This is a genomic window from Rickettsia koreansis, assembly GCF_046532895.1.
GTDB classification, from domain to species: Bacteria; Pseudomonadota; Alphaproteobacteria; order Rickettsiales; family Rickettsiaceae; genus Rickettsia; species Rickettsia rickettsii.
Map to the genome: position 1 here is coordinate 1 of NZ_WHLZ01000005.1, position 24,623 is coordinate 24,623.

Consider the following 24,623-nt stretch of genomic DNA (forward strand, 5'->3'; position numbering starts at 1 on the left):
AATAATTAATATTATTCTTACCAAGTAGCTCATGAGTGTCTTTCATTAACTGATAAAGGGCAATAGCTTTTTTCTCACTAATCCTGTATTTTTTCACTTGTTCATCACTTAAGGTTACATATCGCCAGTCATGTTCTAATATATAAGCATAAAAAAATATACCGGCAAATATAATTAATATTAAACCTATAATATTTTTAAAGGATAATATTGACTTTAATTTTATCATCTTTCATCTCAAATTGTATTTCTTCTGCCGATGTGACGTTTTTTAAATCTTCTGCTAATTCTGCAGATAATACTATACCGCTAACTTCAAGCAATTTTATTGGAGCTTTTATAGATAGATGCTTCTCAGCTTTGAATTTTCTGACGATATCTATTATTTCAAGCAGCCCTTCTGCTCCTTTTGCATTGATTTCATAATTTAAGTCACTGTAATTAACCCAGCTACCTTTAACATGAATAGAATTTTCACTATATAATATTTGGTATAATTCTTCGGTAATATGCGGCATGAAAGGTGCAAATAGTTTCAGTAACGTTTGCATAACATGATATAAAGTTAATATGCTACTATATTGTCCTTGTGGATTTTTGTGTTCCTCATCATAGCTTCTTGTTTTGCTTATTTCTAAATAATTATCACAAAATATCACCCAAAAGAATTTTTCCGTCAGATGCATAGCATTTGCATATTCGTAGTTTTGTAACTCATTTGTAGCTAGCTTAACTAATTCCACTAGCTTATTAACCATCCATTTATCAAACTCGTTAGTGATTTTTTCTTTAATATCGAGTAAACTCGCTTTTTTATCTTCACCTTTCAGTTTATCAAAATGTATAAAAACAAATTTAGCGGCATTCCATAGCTTGTTAACAAGCCTTTTGCCGTTTTTCATAACGTCTTCAGAATAGGCGGTATCAGCACCTAGCTTTGAATTTGCCGACCAATAACGTATCACGTCGGAACCATATTGTTCTAGCAGTTTTTCAGGAACTAAAACATTGTCCTTAGATTTTGACATTTTACTTCGATCTTCAGCTAAACACCAACCGCTTACCATGATGTTTTCCCACGGCAAAGTATTTTGGTGTAAATGAGCTTTTAAAATAGTATAGAATGCCCAAGTTCTGATAATTTCATGTGCTTGAGGTCTTAAATCCATCGGAAATAATTTATCGTGCCTATCTTTATTAACAGCGAAATCGTCAGAAATCCCATGAGTAGAAAGTTGAGGCGAAACGGAACTTGTTGCCCAAGTATCCATTACGTCATAATCAGGTTCTACTTCCTCTTTACTATAACCCATAGGTAAATCTTTTAACGGATCGATAGGCAGCTGCGTAACATCGGCATATAAGATTTTTCCTTCCTCACCTACTCTTTTAGAGTACCAAACAGGGAAAGGCACACCAAAATAACGCTGCCTACTTATACACCAATCCCAGCTAATGGCATTAATCCAATTCTCTAAACGAATCTTCATATTTTTAGGATGCCAATTTAACTCATTCGCTCTTTTAAGCAATTCTTCTTTATGTGATATAGTTTTAACGAACCATTGCGGTACAGTTAGTATCTCAAGAGGAGCACCTGACCTTTCGGCACATTTAACGGTATGAGTGATGTCTTCTTGTTTAATAAGCAACTCTTGTTCTTTTAAAATATCTATTATTTTTGTTTGAGCTTCTTTAATTTTCAACCCATCTATAGAAGTTTCATGTTGGAAGTCTATTGTACCTTTTTTAGTGATAATAGTTTTTAAAGGTAGATTATGCGTCTTCCACCAAGTAATATCCGTTTGATCACCAAACGTACAGCACATTACCAGTCCCGTACCTTTATCTTGTTGTACTAAAGGGTCAGCAAGCAGTGGAACTTGCTCATTAAAAAGTGGGGTTATAGCTGATTTACCTGCTAGATGCTTATAACGTTCATCGTCAGGGTGATAAAATACGGCTACGCAAGCCGGTAATAACTCAGGTCTGGTAGTGGCTATAGTAAGCGGGTCTTCTTGCTCGGTTTTAAATGTAATATAATTCATGAAAGAGGTTTTTTCCTTATCCTCAATATCGGCTTGGGCAAGAGCTGTACCATCTACCGGATCCCATAAAATCGGTTGATTAGCACGATAAATTTCCTCTTTTTGTACTAAATCAAGAAAAGACATTTGTGATATTTTTCGTGATAACGGACTAATAGTTTGGTACTCTAAACTCCAATCAACCGATAAAGCTATTTGGTTAAATAGACTTCTAAACTTTTCTTCTTCATTTTCTACTACCTCTTCGCAAATTTTTATAAATTCAGATCGATCCATATTATAAGCTTTGATCTGTTTCTGCTTTTCAACAAGTCTCTCGGTCGGTAGCCCGTTATCGTCAAAACCCATAGGATAAAAGATATTTTTACCCATCATACGCTGAAAACGTACAATAAAGTCGGTTTGCGTATAGCTATAAACATGACCGATATGTAACTGCCCTGAAACTGTCGGAGGCGGAGTATCGATTACATAGGTTTCTTCTTTTGCAACGTTTGGATTATAAGCATAAATTTGTTTCTCTTGCCAAATTTGCTGCCACTTTTTTTCATTTTCGGTAAAATTATAATTTTTTGGAAATTCTTTCATAGATTTTGTAGTTGATTCAAGAATATTATTATAAAGGTTATATGTGATTATGACAATAGATGCTTTTCTTTGGGAGGATATGGATATTTAGGATTTGTGCAAGTGGTGCTTGCATGATTAATGACTTATTTACAATTGAGCGAACAAAAGTTTCTTGAAGACCTGTAATTTTGGCAATAACAGGAATTTTAAAGCCCTGACTGAACATTTCCTTCGCTATAATTTACTGCCTTATTATGTTTGCCCTAAGCTTTGCCTATCTCAATACCCTGCACCTTTCCTGCATCTCTATATGTATCAGCGATAGTTTTCATAATAGTATCCTTATCTTGCGGTAATAGATGTGTATCCAATACTTCTACTAATTCCGGTTGTTTTTGTTTTGATAATTTTGTGTTAGTATACCATAAGAACGATCTTAGGTAAAATATAACCTTTTTCTTTATCCAATATTATAATATGCTTAAACTCTGTTAAAAACTTCTCCCATAGTTTTATCATATCCTGCATATGGATATGCTGCATCATATATTCTAGCATACCTAAATGTTTTTTCTTGACGATTTCATCATCTGTCATAGCTTGCAAATCTACTAATTGATAATCTCCCGCCATTCATTTCTTTACCATCACACTATCAGTAAATAAACTCCACAGATTTCTTGGAGCATTATAAATTTCTTTACCGTTGTAAATAACTAAATTATAAACTAGCGGTAATTTATCCTTTCCTTGCTTATGTCTTTCACATAATAATAGTGTATATTTCCATAACCGCAAAGCCGTCCAATAATCAATTGTTGATTGGGCTTCTACTAATACATAAACAAATGCTTCTTCTTTATTATTGGTGCTAATTTTATATGTTATATTACTATATTTCTTATTTAAAGATTCCTCAATATAGCTTTCTTGTTCTACCGTTATTTTTGATAAATCTACTAAACTCTTAAAATCATCGGGTAAATAATATTCCAAAAATTCTTGTGCTGCTACCGGGTCGTTCATTATTATTTTTACTAATGAATCATGTTTTAATTTTTTAGCCATAAAAATCTAGTAGCTTTATTTCGTGGTGTATTTTATCTTAAATTATCTATAATATCCATATTTATTTAAATTTAAGGTTTAATATGCTAATCCTGAACAAACTTTTGCTTACTTTAAAATTAATGCGTGCAGATAAGCTGGTAGCTTATTTGCTGGTTTTTTTTCCTGCTTTATTTGGGTTACTGCTTGCAAACCCCTCAAGAACGGAGTTAATACATTTATTACCATTATTTATTTTAGGTAGTATAACAGCTAGAAGTAGCGGGTGTATTATTAACGATATATTTGATAGAAAATTTGATAAGCATGTTGCAAGGACTAAAGAGCGACCTTTAGCTAGCAAGGCTTTATCTGTTTCTTATGCTATTTTGATACTCTTTATGCTTAGCGTTATCTCACTTTGTATTTTGCTACTTTTAAACAAAACAGCCATATATACAGGTTTTTTTGCGGTAATAATGATTAGCCTATACCCGTTAATGAAACGTATTACGTATTTCCCGCAAATCTTTTTGGGATTTACCTTTAAGCTAGGGGCCTTAATAGCTTATGCGGCAGTTCAGGATACACTTGATATAGCAGCGATTATTATGTATTTAGCATGCTGTTTTTGGGCCATCGGTTATGATACGATTTACGGATATATGGATATAAAAGATGATAAGAAAATAGGAGTGAAATCGTTAAGTATATATTTAGAGAACAAGCATTTTAAGCTTTGGCTTTATATATGTTATATAGGTTTTATATTGTTATTTATTCTAGCAACAAAAATGGCTAATCATAATATCGACTATTTACCTATTTTAGCTGCTTTAATTTTACTGATATTGCAAGTAGCAACTCTTGATATTGAAAATCCTGCCAATTGTACGACAAGATTCAGAGCTAATAATTATATCGGATTAGTTTTGAGTATGGTGTTTTATTAAATTCTTTTCCTAATAACAGTCTTGTTCGGGATTAGATAATGTTCTTGATGTCATTCCTGCGAAAGCAGGAATGACATTGATCCGTGTAACAACTCCTCTAACAGCCCATAAAGTGACCATCGATATTGCGGTTATATAAACCGCAATTGATAAAGAGTTGCCGGTTACATACCATAGCATTAGGCAGATTGACGGAGTAAGACGTCCGATTAATGAAGCACCTATACTACTGCCGATACCGACTAACATATATTTATCGGCAGTTTTAAATAAATCATTTAGCCAGCAGTTCAAAGGTGCCAAGAACCCGACACCGAGTATTATAATCCAAATACGTACAAAATTAACATACCATATAGATGCATTATTCAAGCAGAGCCATAAAGGAATTATGCTTAAACTCATTAAAATAAGAGTACAGTTTAGTATTTTAAGGTAATGTAGCTTTTTTGTTAGATGCCCTATTATCGGAATCATAATCATATCAAAAATCAGAAATTCAGTATTAAATTTCATCATTATTTCGAGTGATATATCAGTGATAAGCGGAATAAAACTATTCATAAAGACGAAAGGCACTATATAAGTCATATATGAGAAACCTATGGCAAAACTAATGCGTAAGATACTTAGTTTACAGTTCCAAATTGTAGTTAAGTCTTGTAATAGTGATGATACTATATCATTGCGAGGAGAGGACCCAGGTGTCATACCGTGACTTGACCACAGTATCCAAAAATTACGTAAAGTAATTTTATCTTTTTTATTGGATCCCGTGGTCAAGCCGCGGGATGACAATGAGGGCTTGACTACAATATCCTCGCGCTTTCTTAAAAAATAACCTATCAGTGCTGTAAGCCCGCCAAATATGAAACATAAACGCCAATATGTATTATACTCTACATTTAAAACTATAGTACTGATAAATGAAGCAAGAATAATACCGACCATAGTAGATGTTTGATAAAGGTAAGAAGCTTTAAACGCTTTTTTTGCTTCTTTATTCTCTAAAATAAATAATTTAGCAATGGCACATTCACCCTCGGAATATACTCCTTGCAATGTTCTAAGCAACACTAATAATAGCGGTGCAAGCCAGCCTATTTGAGCATGTGAAGGTATTAAACCGATTAGGCTAGTTGTTAAAGCAACGCCGATTAAAGAGTAAGATAAAGCAAAAACACCGCCGTATTTTTTAGCAATTACGCCAAAAAAATAAGAGCCTATGGGACGTGTAAATAAAGACGCAGCAAGAACACTATAGGTAAGTATTAAAGCAACGCCTTTATCATGATTCGGAAAAAAAATACCAGCAAGTAGCGGAGCAAGAAACCCATAAAGTGCAGTATCGAAATGATCCATCGCATTACCGATTAGGATCGAAAAATCCCTTTTACTTAATGAATTATTCATATATTAATAATTTAAAATTTATAATGGATTATACTCGATGAATTTGGAACATTGGTGACAATGTCTTTGTAAGTCCTCGGCTTACAGACCGATTACTCTTTCCCAAGTTGATCTTCGTATAACAGCTCTTCGTTTTGTAGGAGTATATAAGTATGTAATCTTCCTTGTAAATATTTTTTTAAGAGATATGATTATAAAGTTATAGCTTAAAGTAATTGTAATGAATGAATAATTTGAAAAAAGGAAAGTTTATTACATTTGAGGGAGGGGAAGGGATAGGCAAATCTACTCAATCTCAAATGCTCTATGAATATTTACACTCTCAAAATACTCCCGTTATTTTAACTCGTGAAGTCGGTGGTACTATTGTAGCCGAAAAAATGCGTGAAATTCTAGTACATGAAGAATTACTACCCATGTCCGAGCTATTACAAGCTATGGCAGCACGTTATGATCATATGGCACGGAAAATTATACCAGCTCTACAAGAGGGACATATTGTAATATGTGATAGGTTTGTTGAATCAACTGCATGTTATCAAGGATTAGAGCTAGAAAACGGCATAGATTTAGTTTATAATCTGCACAAAACTTTAATGCCTTCTCTTATGCCGGATATTACGTTTTTTATTGACGTAGAGCCGGATACTGCTATTAAGAGAGTCAATTCACGAAATATGAACAATAAATTTGACATAAGAGGTATAGATTTTTATAAAAAAATCTATTATTGCTTTAAAGAATTAAGTAATAGATTTCCTGAGAGAATCAAAACAATTAAAGCTTCAGATTTAAGTCCACTTGAAGTACATGAGTTAATAAAAAAGCATTTATGAACAATACTTACTACATTACTACCCCTATATATTACGTTAACGATATTCCCCATATCGGTCATGCTTATACTAGCGTTGCAAGTGACGTAATCGCTCGTTTCATGCGACTTCGAGGTTTCGATGTAATGTTTTTAACAGGTACTGACGAACATGGGCAAAAAGTAGAAAAAGCAGCTATTAATAAAAATATTGACCCACAAAAATTTACCGATCAAACATCAGAGAGTTTTCGTCATCTGATGACTGCTATGCATATTTCCAATGATGATTTTATCAGAACAACGGAACACAGGCATAAAGAAGTTGTAGCTGTTTTTTGGCAGAAATTACTAGATAACGGCACTATTTATGAAGGTTTTTATGAAGGGTGGTATGCAGTGCGAGATGAGGCTTTTTTTGATGAGTCGGAACTTACGAGGGACGGTTTAGCACCGACGGGTGCTCCAGTTGAATGGGTGAAAGAGCCTAGCTATTTCTTTAATCTTTCAAAATGGCAGGATAAATTGCTTGAGTTTTATGAAGCAAACCCTGATTTTATCAGACCTATATCAAGGCGTAACGAAGTAATTAGCTTTGTTAAATCAGGTTTGAAAGATTTATCGGTATCGCGTACTACTTTTAATTGGGGAATAAAAGTGCCAAATAATGAAAAACATGTAATTTATGTTTGGCTTGATGCACTGACTAATTATATTTCAGCACTCGGTTATCTTGATGAACAAAGTAATTATGGTAAGTTTTGGCCGGCTGATTTACATGTAGTCGGTAAAGATATCTTGCGTTTTCATGCCGTCTATTGGCCTGCTTTCTTAATGGCTGCAGAAGTTCCGCTGCCGAAAACAATTATGGCTCATGGCTGGTGGACGAATGAGGGGCAGAAAATCTCTAAATCTCTTGGTAATACCATTGATCCGATTAAGTTAATTGATGAATTCGGTGTTGATCAAGTTAGGTATTTTCTGATGCGTGAAGTAACTTTTGGTGCGGACGGCAATTTTGCTCGTAGTAATTTAATTACCCGTATTAATAGCGAGTTGTCAAACAAAATAGGTAATTTATTACAGCGTACTACATCTTTTGTTTATAAGAATAATGACGCCAAAGTGCCTTTGCTTACGCAAGGTGTTATAGATAAAATATATGAGCTACCGATTTTAAAAACCGCAAGTAAATTTGTCGAGCAGAATATTTTATTGATGGACAAAACAGAGATTAATAAAATTCTTGAAAATATTATTAATTTGGCCGAAGAGGCAAATATCTATATTGATAGCGAAGCACCCTGGAATTTGAAAAAAAACGATCCAGATAAAACGTTAGAAGTGTTATACGCTTTACTAGAAGTTTTACGCTATATTGCGATAATGCTTCTGCCGTTTATACCGAGTTCAGCAAATAAAATGCTTGATCAGTTAGGGGTAAATAAAGAAGAACGTCTATTTAAGCATTTAATACGTGATTATACTTTAACAGCGGGTAGCAATATTTTAGAACCTACCATAATATTTCCAAAATTTGAATAGTGTGTCATACCGTGGCGAGACCGCAGTATGACACACCTACTAAGAGTATAATATGTTAATAGATTCACATTGTCATCTTAATTTACGTAGTAACTTGTCATCCCGCGATCGCATCGCGGGATCTAGTGAGGGTATTAAAACAACTAATATGAGTTGTTTTCTAGATACCGTAGTCAAACCATGGTATGACGCAGTGCTTTTAGATTCTGTCATCCAAAGAGCATTGGAAAATAATGTGCAGTATATGCAAACTATCTGCACTAAAATTGAAGATTTACCTATTATTTTAGAGATAGCTGCAAAATATGAAAATGTTTTTGCGAGTGTTGGGGTGCATCCGTGTGAAGTGAATTCTTTTATTAGTCATTGCGAAGCACTGCAAGTGCTGTGGCAATCTCAGGAAGTTTGGACAAGATTGCTACGTCAAGACTACGTCTTCCCGAACTCAGATGCTGAGGCAATTATTATGCTAACCCAGCATCCGAAAATTATCGGAATCGGTGAAACGGGGCTTGATTATTATCATCAGCCTTACGATCAAAAATTACAAAAAGATTTGTTTGTAGCACATATACATGCGGCGTCTAGTACACGCCTGCCTGTTATTGTTCATACAAGAGAAGCAGACGAAGATACTATTGACATTTTAACCTCAGAAATGCGTAACAGCACATTTCCAGGTTTAATACATTGCTTTACCTCTTCAAAAAATCTAGCGGCAAAAATGCTAGATATCGGTTTATATATTTCAATGTCAGGGATTATAACTTTCAAGAATGCTACTGATTTACAAGAAATAGTCAAATATATACCGCTTGATAGATTATTAATAGAAACCGACACTCCTTACTTAGCTCCTACGCCTATGCGAGGCAAACAAAACGAACCGGCATTTGTTAGGTATGTCGCTGAAAAAGTTGCCGAACTCAAAAATATAACATCAAAAGAAGTAGCAAATGTTACTACTCATAACTTCAAAACATTATTTTCTAAATTTGAAAAATATATAAATAATACTTTATAAAAACATCAAGTTTGATAATTTAAAGTTGAAATTTTTAAAATAACATGTATATTTTATAGCATTTCAATTATTAGTATATTTGATATGGAATTTAATCGCAAAAATACCATCATTGGTTTTTTAAAAGTACATGAAGATCAGAAATTTACTTCTTATGGCATAACTGAATGGCTTATAGAAAATCACATTGACGAAGCAAGACTCAAGAAGAAAAAGATAAGGAGATTATAGGAATTGATGCAGGTGAAATTAGCAGTAGTAAGCTTTCTGCTGAACGAAGACAAGAACCTAATATTAGAATAGAGCTAAAACCTAAGCTAAAGTGTTAATTCACAAAACCCTGATTACTATGTCAATAATGAACAAGCCACAGAACCTAAAATAAATGCAAATAAAGAAGATAAAATAACCGCAGTGCAAGTATGTGATGCACTGGCATTATATCTTTAAAACAAATTGAAGATTCATAATATGCCTATTAAGCATAATTTTTCTTTAAATAAATAAGGAACTAAAGGTAATAATAAATGGTTACCCCAGATTGAGTAGGTATGGAAGTTCTTAATGAAAAGAGGAGTTTACTAATTAAAGATTGTGCTAAATATTATGCATGAAAACAAGCAAGGCTTTGGTCTTTTTAAGCAAAAAAAATTATCAATCGTAGTAATTTACGAGAATCTTTTTTTCAGGCTTTATCAAATTTCTCATGGGCACATTATGGTTATTTAGTTGCTGCTGATTTAATTGAAAGTAGATAAAATGATACTAGGCATGGTATAGGATTTATTTTAGTAGATATAGAAAATCCTGAAGATAGTAAAATATCAATTCCTGCTAGAGAAAGACCGGAAATAGATTGGAATATGGCTAATAGGTTAGCAGAAGAGAATAAAGATTTTGAAAATTATATAAATAATATTGATACATTCTATAAAAAACAGAAAGTAAATGATAGTACTTGGTTTAATATTAAATGACTACGTAAATAAAATTCCTAAGCAAAATAAGAAGAAAAAATAAACATATTTATATATAGACCATTATTATCACGCATTTATAAAAATTTAAGCCGTGAGTCCTAAAATTAATGTACTGAGAATTTTTAGTGTTAAACTAGATTTATTTATATTAATTATTTTTAAATTTGTGGATAAATTATGATTAACTGTGATTTAAGTACTAATTATACATATTATATATTAGAGGGGCTTAGAGCACAAATTGCTCCAATGCATTTAGGTATAAAAATTCTAAAAGAAGCATATTAACATGAGATAAAAAGCCTATAACATTAATGAAAAAGTGATACTAAAAAAGTCTTTTTGTGAACTAAGGCATTTTCAGAAAATAGGTTTTAAAAAAGAATTACCTCAATTATTAATAGTAGCACCCATAGCGGGACATCACGCTACTTTACTTAGAACAACAGTACAAGCATTATTACTGTATACCGATATTCATATTACAGATTGGACGGAAGCCAGTGATGTGCCGCTTGAAGCAGGGCATTTTGATATGGATGATTATATTGATTACGTAATGGAGTTTGTCAATTTTATAGGACCGAATGTTCATACTATGGCAGTTTGCCAACCTACTGTTCCACTGCTTGCCGCCATTAGCTTAATGTCGGAGAGTAATAGTCCAAATGTGCCGAGTTCGATGATTTTGATGGGCGGCCCTATAGATGCTAGAAAAAATCCCACGGTAGTTAATGAATTCGCTCAAAGTAAAAGTTTAGAATGGTTCTGCCAAATTGTTACAATGCAGGTGCTGTCAAACTATCCCGGACATGGTAGAAAATTATATCCCGGCTTCTTCCAACTTGCCGGCTTTATGAGTTTAAACTTATTTCGTCATATAGATTCACATTTAGAATTATGGCAAAGTTTATTAAATGCTGACTATAAAAAAGCCGATCATACTATTAATTTTATGATGAGTATTTAGCAGGTATGGATATGCCGGCAGAGTTTTACTTACAAACTATAGATGAAGTATTCTAACAATTTTCGTTAGCAAGAGGTAAATTAGTTTCTGAGAAGCATCCGATCGATTTAAAACATATTACTAAATGTGCTTTACTCGGTATTGAAGGGGAATTAGATGATATTGCAGCGGTAGGGCAAACAAAAGCTGCTTTAAAACTTTGTTCAAATATACCTGAATCAATGCCAAGATACCATTTACAAAAAGGGGCAGGGCATTACGGGGTATTTAGCGGAAGAAAATTTAAACATTTTATAGTGCCTATGATCAAAGATTTTATCTATGATTTTGATAAAACTAATTTTAAGCAATCTAAACTTAAAAATAGTCATTACGAGCGGGCATTGCCTGCGTGGATTGTTTTTTTCGTCATTGCGAGGAAATTACGTAAGTAATTGACGCAGCAATTCAGTAAAAAATGCTGATTTACAGCATTTTTGTGTTATTTTTTCTGGATTGTCACGCTCCTTTCAGTCGCTTGCAATGACGGGGTGGGATCTACACAACAATACCTTGCTGGAATGACATCGTAGCCATACAACAAGATCATAATTAAAGGAGAAGTGTGGTAATCTAATATTCAACTCTTGTTAGTTTTTTGAATTTCTTGTTGTTGTTTGTATTCTGCCGCTTTTTCTTCGATGTAATTAAAAAAGAAATAAGTAAAAGTTAAAAAACCGGTCAAAATAATACCAAATGTTATTAGTATTGCTTTAAGTTGCTTTCGTGAATCTTCTGCTTTTAACCTTTTCTCTTCTTCATCTATGTCTTCATCATTTTTGACTTCAGATATTATTATTTGTTTTTCTGTAGTATTTTCCATGTTGTAACTCAACTAAAATGAACCGCTTTATTACTAAGTTGTTCCTATAACTTACAGATTTTTGAAGTGTATAAGATTAGCTATATTTGGATGATGAGGTTTAAACTCATAAAAATAGGATATATAAGCAATAACGCTATGTCAATAGCCTTGAATATTAGTGGTGTTCAACCAAGGTTATACATATTATTATAATTTGAGTCTTCTAACATTGAAGTATTTAAAGTATCGGAGTAAGCAGTTAATAATATAGCATCATCAAAAGTGATATTAAGCTGTCCTATAGAATAAAATAGGATATGAATAAACAAGCTGTGTACATTCTGTATTTCCTAATTTACTTCCAATCAATGTTAATAACATAGAGTTATATTCATCTTGGGGGTTACGATTAATTATTTCGTAAGTTTTAGCAAGAATATAACAAGCTTCGTTATTTCCCTTCATAGTTTCTAATTTTATTTCTTCAGAAGATAAAATATTATTTAGAAAAGCTTTTTCATATATTTCATAATTCGGTGATGAATCAGATTTTCCATTAAAAAGAGCAGTAAATAGGATTGTAGCTTTCTCTAGATCATTCATTTTTGATTTATCGGCAACCAAAAGACCGTTTTCATAGTATCGATAATTATGACATTGTCAAGACCTACTACGGTAGTTAATTTATTATTAGAACTAATGAAAGAGTTTGTAGTATTGCTTGTTACTACGTTCCCCTCGCAATAATTATCGTTTATATTCCGGTGTTTGACCTGTAATAAGGAATGCCAAGTACCAAGATTGTTCCAAGCAAAATCGGCTTTTATCATGACCATTCCCGTATATTCCATTATGGCATTGCCTATAGAAATTGCTGCGATTTCATTATAAGCCTCATTGTCTATGGCCAAACTATTCTCATTTTTTACGGCAGTATTAAATGCTTTTTCTGCAATACAGAATAAATCAGGTTGAAGGTTCATTGCTAAGTTTAAGAAGAAGTTAACATCGTATACACAAATTCCTGAATTCCAAAAACATTCATTACTTTGAAAATGTTTGCTTGCTCTAATATAGGTTTTTCAATGAAATGATCAACTAGATAAACATTTTCTGCAATTGATAATCCTGTGTTTATATAGCCATACTTGGCACTTATAACATTTATAGGAATACCCATAGTGCAAATGCCGAATTCATTAACATAATGTAAAGCTTTATTTATGGTATTAAGATAATTTATATCATCCGCTATATGATGGTTTGAAGGTAGTAACACTACAATATCAAATCCTTGTGCTGTAGCCGATAATGCCGTAATAATGGCACAAACGGCAGTATTTTTTTGTAAAGGCTCAGTAATTAATGCTATTTCTACATCTATTTCTGTTGTTTGTTCTTTAGTGATTGATTCATATTTTTTGGAAATAATAATAGTAGGTTGTCCTAAAAATTTATTTCAGTTTAATGTTTGCTGAAGTAAAGTTAGATCACTCAATATCTGTTTCGGTTTATCCTTAGATGACAAAGGCCATAGTCTTTTACTGTTACCTCCTACCATAATCACCGGCTTTATTAGACTCCTTGCATAACCTCCTTCTAAAGGTAATTTGTATACCTTTGATACTTCAAGATTTGGTAAGTTAAATTTTGGGATTTGCCTGTGCTCACGTATTTTTATACGCTGTACAGGCTCACCACTTATTTGACTCCCAACTTTTGAAGTATCTGCGATATATGTCGATCCAATACTCGCATCCTCATGTACCTTTTTGTATGCTGCGGTGTTGCGTTTCGTGCCTCCTTCAAACTCCTCTTTATAAGATAGGTTATGCAAGGAGTCTACTTTCATATATATTTTACAGCTATTAACTGAATAAATAATAAAGAGCTTTATAAATAGTTTTAAAAAATATGTCAAGTCAATTAACTATATTGGCAAGTTTTACAATAAAAAGTACTTCTGCCTGAATGCTTTGTCTTGATAATAGTGCTAGAGCAGCTTAAACAACTTTGTCCCTCTCTACCGTAAACCTTAAGTTGCTGAGTAAAATAACCAGGTTTGTTATCGCCGTTTACAAAATCTTTAAGAGTAGTACCGCCGGCAGTTATAGCTTTAGTTAACACATCTCTAATCGATTTAATTAAATTTTCTATTTCATCATCCCTTAAATCGCTACCTGATTTATCCGGATGAATTCTAGCTAAATGAAGACTTTCGGAAGCATAGATATTACCGACTCCGACTATAACTCTATTATCCATAATCAAGTTTTTTATTGGTATTTTTTTAGTTTGTAGCTTATCTTTTAGATATTCTAACTTCAATAAATCAGAAAAAGGCTCTATGCCTAAATCATTAAAAAATTCTTTTTCTAAGAGATCAGTCTTAAAACTATAAATCATACCGAATCGTCTAGTATCGTTGAAAATTAACTTTTCGCCGTTACTTAAATCAAAAATCACATGATCGTGTTTTTGAGTTTTATAATTAGCAGATTGCAGAGTAAATCTACCGCTCATGCCTAGATGAACTATTAAAGAATAATCATTATTAAAATCTATAATTAAATATTTTGCACGACGCCTAACATCCAGTATATTAGTATTTAAGATTTCTGTAGCTAAAAGCGTGGATAGCTTATAACGTAAATTATCTCTTTTTAACTCTACATTTTCTATAATAAGCCCGATTAGCTTATCTTTTAGAGAGTTTTTAAGAGTTTCTACTTCAGGAAGTTCCGGCATTTGATACTAATATTTATAATAAAAAACTATGAACCAAACAAATTTTGGCTTTAAAAAAGTAGACTACACTAAAAAACAAGGTTTAGTAAATAACGTTTTTTCTAATGTCGCTGATAAGTATGATTTAATGAATGACTTAATGAGTTTGGGATTACATCGCTTATGGAAAGATGAATTTATTAGGCAAATTCCAAATCTTAACTCTCATATATTAGATGTTGCTAGCGGTAGCGGTGATATTGCTTTAAAACTTGCTAAAAAAGCAAGAGATAGAGTTAATAATATCTCTTTAACTTTAAGTGATATTAATGAAGAAATGTTAAAGCAAGCTAAGAAAAAAGCAATAGATCTGAATTTATTTCAAAATCTTCAATTTACTGTAGCCAGTGCTGAAGAACTACCGTTTCCGGATGATAGTTTTGATTATTATACTATAGCATTCGGTATTAGAAACGTACCTGATATAAATAAGGCTTTAAAGGAAGCATGTAGAGTTTTAAAGCCAATGGGCAAGTTTATATGTCTTGAGTTTTCAAAAGTAAAGGAAGGGTACATAAAAGATTTCTATAAATTCTACTCATTTAATATTATACCGAGTATTGGTCAAATGATAGCGGGTAATAAAGAGGCATATGAATATTTGGTCGAAAGTATAGCTTTATTCCCCTCACAAGACGAGTTTAGAATAATGATTAAAGACGCTGGTTTTGAGGAAGTCGGTTATAAAAATCTAAGTGGCGGGATAGTTGCTATCCACAGTGCGTATACTCGATGAACTTCAAAAATTGGCTACGTCGTTCTACAAGATCTGTGGTACTCAAGTATACGGCTCCGCTCCTCGACTTGTGAACTCCTTGCTCTTCTTGAAGTTGATCTTCGTATACTACTCTTTATTTTACTTCGGAGTATATAATAGATGATAAGTAATTTTTTTAATTTAATACGTATTTTTCGTATCATCAGTAAAAAGCAAATCTTAATTGATTCAAGAAGCCCTAAATATTTTAGGTTTATCGGTTATATATTAGCCTTATTTTTTGCTCCGGTCTCGTTAATAAAAAAATCACGGGAAGATTACGGCAAACGCTTAATAGATTGTTTAAGTGATCTTGGACCTATTTATATAAAATTTGGACAAACTCTTTCGACAAGAGCCGATTTAGTAGGAGCAGAGATAGCAGGTTATTTAAGGTTACTGCAAGATAAGCTACCTCCGTTTGATGGTGGGGTGGCTAGAAGGTTGATAACGTCATTGCGAGGAGACATTTATGTCGACGAAGCAATCTCAGCAAGCAAACAAAAGATTGCCACGCAGCCTACGGCTGCTTGCAATGACGCCCTCCCTTTCTTACACCTCGACGATACCCCCATCGCTGCCGCATCAATTTCGCAGGTACATAAAGCACAACTTATAACCGGTGAATATGTTGCGGTAAAAATTTTGCGTCCGGGTATTCATAAAAAATATAACAGAGATATTAAGCTGCTATATTTTCTTGCAAAAATTATCTCAAAATTTTCTAAAGCAAAAAGGCTCAAACCGATTAAAGTAGTCGATAAATTTCATGAAACTATGAAATTTGAGCTTGATTTACGTTTAGAGGCGGCAGCAGCTTCTGAGCTTACGGATAATATGCGAAATGATATTAATGTGATAATCCCTAAAATATATTGGGATTTAACATCAGAAAATATACTAACCACCGAGTGGTTAGACGGCGCTTCTATATATGATACTTTGCTACTAAAGGAAATGGGGTTAGAGCCTGCAAAAATATCTCAGGATTTTGCCGTAATGTTTTTCAATCAAGCCTATAGAGACGGATTTTTTCATGCTGATTTACATGCAGGGAATATTTTAGTGAATAAGCAAGGTAAGATAATTTTACTTGATTTCGGTATTATGGGCAGACTTAAAGAAAAAGATCGTTTAGCCGTTGCCGAAAGTTTATTTGGCTTTTTAAGGCGTGATTATAAATTAGTTGCTAAAGTACATTTAAGAGCCGGCTACATCCCATCAAATACCGATTTAGCTTTATTCGCTCAAAGTTGTAGAGCAGTTACCGAGCCTATAGTAGGGACGCCCATAAAAAATATTTCCATAGGTAAGCTGCTTGCACATTTATTTAAAATCACGGAAGATTTCGGCATGGAAGTACAACCGGAGTTGTTGCTATTGCAAAAGACTTTAATAATGGTGGAAGGGATAGGCAGACAGTTAGACGGTAATGTTAATATGTGGCAGCTCGCCGAACCTTGGATTAAAAAATGGGCCGTGAAAAATCTAAGCCCTGAAGCGAAGTTGTTACGATTGGTAAAGCATGACCTAGATAGTCTAGAGGATATTATTTGAAATATAAAAATGATTAATATTATAGCCTTATATATTAAGAAATTTATTATTATGAAACTAAAAGATTTATTTATTAAATATCCTATTACTACTCCTTTTTTGGTTGATTGTAAAAATGATAAATTAGTATTTCCTTCAGATAAAGAACAAAAATATAAAAGAGACCTAAAAGAAAAAATAGGAGAGGAAGAGTTTGAAAAATTAACGGCTTTAGATAAAATTGTTCAATGCCCCGAAAACTTAGAAAATATAGCTTTAGTAGAAAAATATCTTGATAAACCACTTATAGTAGCGAAATTGCTTAATGATGTACAACGTGAATATTATAAATCCATATAGATCCCGATAATAATATTAAATCGATTTTGCATTTCTCAGCAATATATTTTATCGGTGATGTAGGGTGAATGCCGGCTGAAGTTTTAAAACTCGAGTATAATGTCGGTACTATACAGAAAAAATCTTTACCGAAAATCATGGAATTATGGCCTGACCCTTACTATTACAACTGGATTCAGAAAAATAAAGAGTATAACAACCCGGATATAGATCCTCAGGTAATGGAGAATATTGTTTTATTGTGTAGAGAGGTTAGTATGGATTTACCGGTAAATGAAAAATTATAGTAAAAACCATTGCAAGATAACCATGACTTTTAAAATTAACAAAAATTAAAAAGTAAAATTTTATAAACCTTTAAATTATATAAAGGTATTTAAATTTCTAAAAGCCAAGAGCAAGAGCAGGAATCCATTGATAATATAAGGCAACAGCTTGATGAAGAATATAAAAACCTTTCGTGGGTTCAAGTTGGATATCTAGCTCTTGGAGCTGACACAGGTAACAAAAAATATGATGAGTTAAATAAACGATATCTAGATCTTAATAAAGATAATTTAGGTATAATACAAAGTGTTATCCAAGCAGTCGGGAATGTTCCTAGTGCATTGCAGTTTACCTGGGAGACTTCAAGTTTTACCTGATCTTGCATTGGAGCTTAATAACCTCAGAAAAGCGAGAAGTGCTACCAATAGTGTAGGTTCTATTGAAGATGGTTGCAAGATGATAGCAGATGCAGCATCGCTTATAAAAAAATGTGCTTCTGTTTTACATTCCGAAACTATATCCAATAGTTCAAAAGAAACTCTTTTACAGTCTAAAGTTATCCCATATCTTCTCACGCCTATTTTAAATAAGAGGCTTAGCAAAATAACAAAAAACTTTCAAACTTCCGAAACAGAAAAAATAAATGTATTAGACAAAATAAGTCCTAAATTTATCAGAGAATTATCTACACTAGTAGTAGATTTAATATCTAAAGCACTAGAAAGCGATTTAAACCCAAAAGTACAAGAAATATATAAGAATATTAAACAAAAAAACGCGTCATCTCAATGTGCTATATTAAAAATATACATGACATTATTACTTCAGACAAAGTAAACCCCTTCTTAATCACGATTTAGTACAATTTTAAAAAATCCTGATAATCAGGAGGTAGTTCAAATTACGGAAAATATAATCAATAATAAAGCACAAAAAATCGCTAAACCTGAATTAATTGCAAATACAGTAGCACTACTTGTAAATTTTAGCGAAAAATTAATTGAAAGTACTCCTTCAGCTATAAAAGCTTATAGTCAGCTTAAAGAAAATCAGCGTTGGACTAAAATTAACCTAAATATGGAAGGGTTAGATACTGAAACTAAAAAAGAGTTATTAAAAGGCAAAAAACCTCAAATAGTAGAGTTAGTTGAAAATGCCAAAAAAATTATTGATAATTTATCTCCTGTTTTAGAAAAAAATTACCGCGATATTTAGATAGTAATAAACAGGATATATTAGATGTTTTAAAACATCCTAAAGTCACGGAAAGAATAGAATCACAAGGGAAAGATCACGGAGTTTATACATAAGGCATGAGATGCATCTACGCCTTTTTTAAAAGATGCTCTGCCGTCAATTACTAAACTTGCAAGTCTCGCTCTTCCCGATAGCGATAAAGTTGCTGATATAATACAAAAATTTCAGTTAATTAAGCCATTTCCAAAGGAAGAGAAATCAAAAGAAGAAAAGGTAAAAGAGATAAAGGAATTGATTAGTCCTTTGATACAAATTAAAAACCATAATCCGGAAATAAGCAAAATAATTGAAAAAGACCTTCCTGAACTATTAACAAAACATGCAAGTAGTTTAGGACCGGTTGTAGATGAGTTTTAAAATAAAACACCTAAGGGTCAAAAATTAAAATTAGACGGTGAAAAATTAGTAAAGATAGCCGGTAAACATGTACCTGAATTAATTCAAATTGCCGATAAATTTAGCAAACATGAATACGGTAAAATTATTATTGCTGGCGTTAAAATGATTATCAGATCCAAAAGTGCTAGGAGTAGTAGCAGAAACTATAGTTAATTTAGGAAAAAGTAAATTTAGTAAAGATAAAGAAGCGGTAGGACCGCATACAAGTAAGGTATTAGAAGAAAGACAAAGAGAGATAGGAAAATCCGGTAGAGGACCTAGAAACATCTTGCTATTATTTGCTTAAAATTATATTGTAAATTCAAAGTGTCATTATGAAATTACAAGGATGATAGAAAGAAATTATTATTTAACACATATCACAGGTGCCCTTGAGATATTCCCTATTTGTTCCATTCTCGGTCCAAGGCAATATGGTAAAACTACTTTTTAGCTCACGCTTATATTAAACAGCTTAAAGAAGATGAAAAGAGCTACTTTTTTGACCTTGAGGATCCAGCTCACTTAGATCAATTTAAGAATCTTAAAACAACTCTTGAGCCTTTAAACGGTTTAATAGTAATTGATGAAATTCAAAGACAACCTGAAATTTTTCCTTATTTAAGAGTTCTTGCTGACTGTTCAAACAAAAAATTTTTAATATTAGGTAGTGCTTCTGGAGAATTATTGCGACAATCTTCAGAATCATTAGCCGGCCGTATTGAATATACGGAGCTTACTCCGTTCAATTTAATAGAGATAAATGATTTTAGGGAGTTATGGTTAAGAGGTGGTTTTCCTAAATCATATTTAGAAAAAAATTATGTCCAAAGTCTTGGATGGCGTAATAGCTACATCACTAGTTTTATCGAGCGTGATTTGCCTAGTTTAGGAATATCTCTTAATGCACATGTAATGAGGCAGTTATGGATGATGCTTGCTCATAATCATGGCAATTATTAAATTATAATGAGCTTGGAAGGTCGCTCGGTTTAACGGATATGATTATCAAACGTTATACTGAAATATTAGAGCAAACTTTTATGATTTGGTTATTAAAACCTTGGTATGAAAATATCTCAAAACATCAAGTGAAAGCACCAAAAGTCTATATACGAGATAGCGGAATACTACATGCATTATTAGGGATTCACGAACATGATTGGTATGTTCATCCAAAACGCGGTCTTTCATTTGAAGGATTTGTAATAGAGGAGTTAATACGTAAATTTAAAACGGATGCAGAGTATTTTTTTGGCGCACGCAAACAGGAGCAGAATTAGATTTATTAATTATTAAGAATGGTAAGAAATACGGCTTTGAAGTAAAAAATGCTGATGCTCCGAGTATTACTAAATCAATGCATACCGTTCTTGCCGATTTGCAGTTAGAACATTTATATATTGTTACCGCCGGGAATAATACATATAAAAAAACAGAAAAAATAAGTGTAGTTGGAATAGCGAACTTATCTAATTTACAGCTTGGTTAAAGTATATAAGTTACCATATTTCATTACCTTTAGTCTTATCATTACTTAATAAATTCATGATGACAATTAGAATCAGTAATATTATCTAGTAATATATCTAATTCAGATTTTTCGGTGCTAATAACTAAACTGTTATTAATTAATTTTAAACTACACATACGGGTTTTTAGTTTTTACGTAAATGAATCTAATAGGAACGCCCGGCATGTCAAAAGCCTCACGCATATTGTTTACTAAATACCTAGTATAGCTATCGGTAATCTTTTCTGGATTATTGGAGAATAGCTTGAAAGTAGGAGGGCGGGTTTTTGTTTGAGTTATATATTTTACACGCACTCTTCTGCCGCCTTTTTGTAAAGGCAGCAGATGTGCTTCCGTAGTAAAATTAAGCCATTCATTTAATTTGCTAGTAGTTATTTTCTTATTCCAAATTTTATAAATTTTAAGACAAGCATCTAGCACTTGTTCAATATTGTGTTTATTTATTGCTGAAATGAATAGAACGGGGATACCTTTAACCTGAGGCAGATGAGTATTTATCTGATAATAAAATTCTTCCTGAAATGCTTCTTTTTCGGATTCTTTAACTAAATCCCATTTATTCACTACTATAACTATACTTCTTCCTTCATTTACCACATGGCTTGCAATATTTAAATCTTGCTGTTTTAAAGGAGCTAAAGCATCAATCATTAAGATTACGGTATTAGCAAATTTAATACTGTTAATAGTATCCGATGCCGATAATTTTTCTAAAGACTCTGTAATAGTAGATTTCTTGCGGAGTCCCGCCGTATCAATCAATTTAATATGATTATTTTTATATTGCCAATCAATTTCAATTGATTCACGAGTAATACCGGCTTCAGGACCGGTTAATAATCTTTCATCATTAATAAGAGCGTTTATAAAAGTAGATTTTCCGGCGTTAGGTCTGCCACTAACTACTATCTGCAAACAATCTCCTTTAATTGGATCGGCTATATTTGTTTCGATTGATTCTTCTTCAGGTAACTTGGCAATAATTTCGTCATATAAATCAATTAAGCCTGTGCCATGCTCGGCAGAGATAGCTATCATACTATCAAACCCTAATTTGTAGTACTCTTTATCAAAATCAAAAGCTTTCTCGCATTTATTAACTACCAATATAGCCGGCTTATTATATTTTCTAACAAAACTACTAAGTAGCTTATCATCAGGTAATATTCCGCTTCTACTGTCAACCATAAAGCAAATTAAATCTGCCTCTAAAATTGCTTTAGTAGTCTGCTCCATTAACCTCTCTCCAATACTATTAGGATTCTCGTCAAGTCCTGGGGTATCAATTAACAAAAATTCAAAAGAGCCGATTTTGCCGTCTGTATATTTTCTATCTCTAGTGACGCCTGGCAAATTGTGCACGATAGCTTTTTTACGTATGCTTAATCTATTGAAAAGCGTTGATTTGCCTACATTCGGACGACCAACTAAAGTAATGATTTTCTTAGTCATTATTAATATATTATTATGGTTAAGAGAACTAATAATGCCCCGATAACACCTACTATATTTGCTATTATAATAGGTGTATTTTTTATTAATATGCCGTATATAAGCCAACTACAAAGAGCAATAGCACTTATAGTAAAGGCGGGCATAGAAACAGAAGCCGAAGATTGGCAGGTGAAAATCTTATGAGCCTGTACATAGAACATAAAATTGCCGATTGTACCGACAATCATCATATATTTTTCGTAAAATGTCATGAATTTTGGAGACATATATTTATTTTTAAAAAGTGGTCTATGTAATTCCTGTGTAGGCGGGAATCCATTAAAATCATATAAAAACTTGTTTTTATATGGTTATTTTATCAAATTATGTAACTCCTATATCAATATTAAAGCTATTTTTTTGGACTCCCGCATACGCGGGAATGACATACGGCTAAGATAGCAACATTCCACATTGACTATCCCTTAAAACTCGCAATTACCGGTATATGATCTGAAGGTTTTTCTTGAGTCCTTAAATTATAATCCATATAGCAATTTTCTAAATAGTCAATAGTATTATTACAACCAAGAATCATATCAATCCTCATACCTTTATTTTGTTCAAAACATCCGGCTCTATAATCCCACCATGAAAATTCTTGCTTACTCGGATGCATTAATCTGTATAAATCCTCAAATCCGGAATTTAGAATAGTGCGTAATTTTTTTTGTTCAACCTCAGTAAAACAAGTAGTTTCAGCCAGTAGCTTAGGTGAATATACGTCTATATCGAACGGTGCAATATTGAAATCACCGCCTATGATAGTTTTTTCGTCAAAAGATTTTTTAGTTGATAGATAATTGATAAAATTATCATAAAATGCTAGTTTTGCTACAAATTTATCGCTACCGACAAATGAACCGTTAGGAGCATAGAGCGAGATTATATTACAAAACCCTATAGGTAATGATAATTTTATTTCTAAGAATCTTGCTTGATCACTGCAGTCATTATTCGGAAAATCCTTAATTATTTCATCGGCAGGAAACTTTGAAATTATAGCAACGCCGTTATATGATTTTTGTCCGTGAACATAAGAATTATAAGGTAGATCGGATAATGCATCAAAAGGAAATTTTGCGGTTTCACATTTTATTTCTTGCAATAATAAAATATCCGGATTTTCTTTAGATAAAAAATGACGCAATAAATTAAGTCTTGTTTTTATGGAATTAATATTCCAAGTAGCTATCTTCATGTTTGTTTTTCTATATCTTCTAATTTTGCATTACGGAATCGCCACTCAAGAAAACCAAAATGATAAACTAAGAGACTAGTAATAAATGCTCCGGCAATTACTATATTCATTGAATATTTGTATGATAATTTGGATTACTACTGTACATATCTAATAATATGCTAAAAGCTATAACTCATAAATACAGTGATTTCAATACTAACTCCTCTTGGTATCCTCTTAATTGCATTTTCTTTCATAATAAAATCTCGTAATATTGCACCGCAATTAGCTGTAATGAAAGCAAAAAACGGTCCCCAAAAACTTAGAGGCTCAATTTTGTGAATAATAACCATTGCAACTCCTCTCAGTAGTATAAGTAGCTCCGTCGGCATTGCCGCTTTGAATATCTAATTGATCTTGATACCAGCTATCTTGATTGTACTCAATATTGATACCTAATTTTTGCAGCAATAGCGTTCATTAATTCTATATCCATACCGGAAACGGTAGTATGACCGTTTGAAGCAGCAATTAATGATTGATAAGGCTCATTTACATATCATGCATTTATCAAAGTTTTTTTATCAGCTGTCCCTTCGCATTCTAAAATTACTTGTTGTTCGTTCATGCCTATGCTTAAAGCATACAAATTTTTAGAAATGAGAAGTATAAAAATAAAAAGCTTTAAACTTTTCATGGTCTGTATTTTTTTAGAATTAAAATGTCATTCCGTAGCAATATTTTATCGTCATTGCGAACAGTTGTTGTTGCGTGGATATCCGAGTAGTCATTGCGAGAAGAATTACGCAGTAATGCGATGAAGCAATCTCAGGAGCTTATCATTATTTCATGAGATTGCCAC

At 32.6% G+C, this 24,623-nt stretch carries 22 protein-coding genes and 5 pseudogenes; 14 read left to right on the forward strand and 13 right to left on the reverse strand.

Annotation, left to right across the window (positions count from 1 at the left end; genetic code table 11):
• The 3 genes and pseudogenes from GCO76_RS07435 to GCO76_RS07445 all read right to left on the reverse strand — a co-directional run.
• Window positions 1–229 (reverse strand): annotated as a pseudogene (locus GCO76_RS07435) (LicD family protein); the annotation flags it as partial.
• Window positions 198–2,636, reverse strand: coding sequence for a valine--tRNA ligase (locus GCO76_RS07440; RefSeq protein WP_410956731.1), 2,439 nt, complete (start codon window positions 2,634–2,636; stop codon window positions 198–200). The pseudogene GCO76_RS07435 and the gene GCO76_RS07440, both read right to left, overlap by 32 nt.
• 37 nt (window positions 2,637–2,673) lie before the next feature.
• A pseudogene (locus GCO76_RS07445) lies at window positions 2,674–3,686 on the reverse strand (Rpn family recombination-promoting nuclease/putative transposase).
• An 83-nt stretch (window positions 3,687–3,769) separates the two neighbouring features.
• Here GCO76_RS07445 and ubiA point away from each other — a divergent pair.
• A complete protein-coding gene (gene ubiA / locus GCO76_RS07450) occupies window positions 3,770–4,618 on the forward strand; it encodes a 4-hydroxybenzoate octaprenyltransferase (protein ID WP_410956732.1) in 849 nt (282 codons plus the stop codon).
• 9 nt (window positions 4,619–4,627) lie between these two features.
• Here ubiA and GCO76_RS07455 read toward each other — a convergent pair whose 3' ends face one another.
• Window positions 4,628–6,031, reverse strand: coding sequence for an MFS transporter (locus GCO76_RS07455; protein ID WP_410956733.1), 1,404 nt, complete (start codon window positions 6,029–6,031; stop codon window positions 4,628–4,630).
• A 224-nt stretch (window positions 6,032–6,255) separates the two neighbouring features.
• Between GCO76_RS07455 and tmk the strand changes: the two genes are divergently transcribed.
• The 5 genes and pseudogenes from tmk to phaZ form a co-directional block, all read left to right on the forward strand.
• Window positions 6,256–6,867: a dTMP kinase gene (tmk, locus tag GCO76_RS07460; protein ID WP_410956734.1), complete on the forward strand. Its 612-nt coding sequence runs from the start codon at window positions 6,256–6,258 to the stop codon at window positions 6,865–6,867.
• Window positions 6,864–8,390 carry a methionine--tRNA ligase gene (metG, locus tag GCO76_RS07465; RefSeq protein ID WP_410956735.1) on the forward strand — a complete coding sequence of 509 codons (1,527 nt, stop codon included), beginning with the start codon at window positions 6,864–6,866 and terminating at the stop codon, window positions 8,388–8,390. Before tmk ends, metG begins: the two co-directional genes overlap by 4 nt.
• A 52-nt stretch (window positions 8,391–8,442) precedes the next feature.
• Window positions 8,443–9,414, forward strand: coding sequence for a TatD family hydrolase (locus tag GCO76_RS07470; protein WP_410956736.1), 972 nt, complete (start codon window positions 8,443–8,445; stop codon window positions 9,412–9,414).
• Between the two features lie 84 nt (window positions 9,415–9,498).
• A complete protein-coding gene (locus tag GCO76_RS07475) occupies window positions 9,499–9,645 on the forward strand; it encodes a hypothetical protein (protein ID WP_410956737.1) in 147 nt (48 codons plus the stop codon).
• Window positions 9,646–10,571: 926 nt separating this feature from the next.
• Window positions 10,572–11,726, forward strand: a pseudogene (phaZ, locus tag GCO76_RS07480) (polyhydroxyalkanoate depolymerase); the annotation flags it as partial.
• Between the two features lie 257 nt (window positions 11,727–11,983).
• On the opposite strand, the gene GCO76_RS07485 reads toward phaZ, so the two are convergent.
• The 5 genes and pseudogenes from GCO76_RS07485 to mutM all read right to left on the reverse strand — a co-directional run bounded on the left by GCO76_RS07485 (window position 11,984) and on the right by mutM (window position 14,956).
• Complete coding sequence (locus GCO76_RS07485; RefSeq protein ID WP_410956738.1) at window positions 11,984–12,226, reverse strand: RP671a family tick cell line-upregulated protein; 243 nt, start codon at window positions 12,224–12,226, stop codon at window positions 11,984–11,986.
• A gap of 270 nt (window positions 12,227–12,496) precedes the next feature.
• A complete protein-coding gene (locus GCO76_RS07490; RefSeq protein ID WP_410956739.1) occupies window positions 12,497–12,811 on the reverse strand; it encodes a hypothetical protein in 315 nt (104 codons plus the stop codon).
• Window positions 12,808–13,191 (reverse strand): hypothetical protein, encoded by a 384-nt coding sequence (locus tag GCO76_RS07495; protein WP_410956740.1) that lies wholly within the window; start codon window positions 13,189–13,191, stop codon window positions 12,808–12,810. The genes GCO76_RS07490 and GCO76_RS07495 overlap by 4 nt, the downstream gene beginning before the upstream one ends.
• 8 nt (window positions 13,192–13,199) lie before the next feature.
• Window positions 13,200–14,060 (reverse strand): annotated as a pseudogene (locus GCO76_RS07500) (sugar phosphate nucleotidyltransferase).
• A gap of 74 nt (window positions 14,061–14,134) precedes the next feature.
• Complete coding sequence (mutM, locus tag GCO76_RS07505) at window positions 14,135–14,956, reverse strand: bifunctional DNA-formamidopyrimidine glycosylase/DNA-(apurinic or apyrimidinic site) lyase (protein WP_410956741.1); 822 nt, start codon at window positions 14,954–14,956, stop codon at window positions 14,135–14,137.
• 28 nt (window positions 14,957–14,984) lie between these two features.
• Here mutM and ubiE point away from each other — a divergent pair, with 28 nt between their 5' ends.
• The 8 genes and pseudogenes from ubiE to GCO76_RS07545 all read left to right on the forward strand — a co-directional run bounded on the left by ubiE (window position 14,985) and on the right by GCO76_RS07545 (window position 21,042).
• The gene (ubiE, locus tag GCO76_RS07510; RefSeq protein WP_103897589.1) at window positions 14,985–15,731 is read left to right on the forward strand and encodes a bifunctional demethylmenaquinone methyltransferase/2-methoxy-6-polyprenyl-1,4-benzoquinol methylase UbiE; all 747 of its coding nucleotides are present in this window, start codon (window positions 14,985–14,987) and stop codon (window positions 15,729–15,731) included.
• 141 nt (window positions 15,732–15,872) lie between these two features.
• Entirely contained in the window at window positions 15,873–17,309 is a 1,437-nt protein-coding gene (ubiB, locus tag GCO76_RS07515; RefSeq protein WP_410956742.1) for a 2-polyprenylphenol 6-hydroxylase, read from the forward strand.
• 9 nt (window positions 17,310–17,318) lie between these two features.
• On the forward strand, window positions 17,319–17,648 hold the full coding sequence (locus GCO76_RS07520; protein ID WP_410956743.1) for a hypothetical protein: 330 nt from the start codon (window positions 17,319–17,321) through the stop codon (window positions 17,646–17,648).
• A gap of 68 nt (window positions 17,649–17,716) precedes the next feature.
• On the forward strand, window positions 17,717–17,935 hold the full coding sequence (locus GCO76_RS07525; protein WP_410956744.1) for a hypothetical protein: 219 nt from the start codon (window positions 17,717–17,719) through the stop codon (window positions 17,933–17,935).
• A gap of 316 nt (window positions 17,936–18,251) precedes the next feature.
• Entirely contained in the window at window positions 18,252–18,752 is a 501-nt protein-coding gene (locus GCO76_RS07530) for a hypothetical protein (protein WP_410956745.1), read from the forward strand.
• 240 nt (window positions 18,753–18,992) lie between these two features.
• Window positions 18,993–19,130, forward strand: coding sequence for a hypothetical protein (locus GCO76_RS07535; RefSeq protein WP_410956746.1), 138 nt, complete (start codon window positions 18,993–18,995; stop codon window positions 19,128–19,130).
• Window positions 19,131–19,692: 562 nt separating this feature from the next.
• Entirely contained in the window at window positions 19,693–19,857 is a 165-nt protein-coding gene (locus GCO76_RS07540) for a hypothetical protein (protein ID WP_410956747.1), read from the forward strand.
• Window positions 19,858–19,899: 42 nt separating this feature from the next.
• A pseudogene (locus GCO76_RS07545) lies at window positions 19,900–21,042 on the forward strand (ATP-binding protein).
• A 150-nt stretch (window positions 21,043–21,192) separates the two neighbouring features.
• Here the strand turns inward: GCO76_RS07545 and der are convergent.
• The 4 genes from der to GCO76_RS07565 form a co-directional block, all read right to left on the reverse strand.
• Window positions 21,193–22,536 carry a ribosome biogenesis GTPase Der gene (gene der, locus GCO76_RS07550; protein WP_410956748.1) on the reverse strand — a complete coding sequence of 448 codons (1,344 nt, stop codon included), beginning with the start codon at window positions 22,534–22,536 and terminating at the stop codon, window positions 21,193–21,195.
• A gap of 2 nt (window positions 22,537–22,538) precedes the next feature.
• Complete coding sequence (locus tag GCO76_RS07555; protein ID WP_014014659.1) at window positions 22,539–22,805, reverse strand: SemiSWEET family sugar transporter; 267 nt, start codon at window positions 22,803–22,805, stop codon at window positions 22,539–22,541.
• Between the two features lie 191 nt (window positions 22,806–22,996).
• Window positions 22,997–23,779: an exodeoxyribonuclease III gene (gene xth, locus GCO76_RS07560; RefSeq protein WP_103897594.1), complete on the reverse strand. Its 783-nt coding sequence runs from the start codon at window positions 23,777–23,779 to the stop codon at window positions 22,997–22,999.
• A 161-nt stretch (window positions 23,780–23,940) separates the two neighbouring features.
• Window positions 23,941–24,114 carry a hypothetical protein gene (locus tag GCO76_RS07565; RefSeq protein ID WP_410956749.1) on the reverse strand — a complete coding sequence of 58 codons (174 nt, stop codon included), beginning with the start codon at window positions 24,112–24,114 and terminating at the stop codon, window positions 23,941–23,943.
• Window positions 24,115–24,623: the final 509 nt, after the last annotated feature.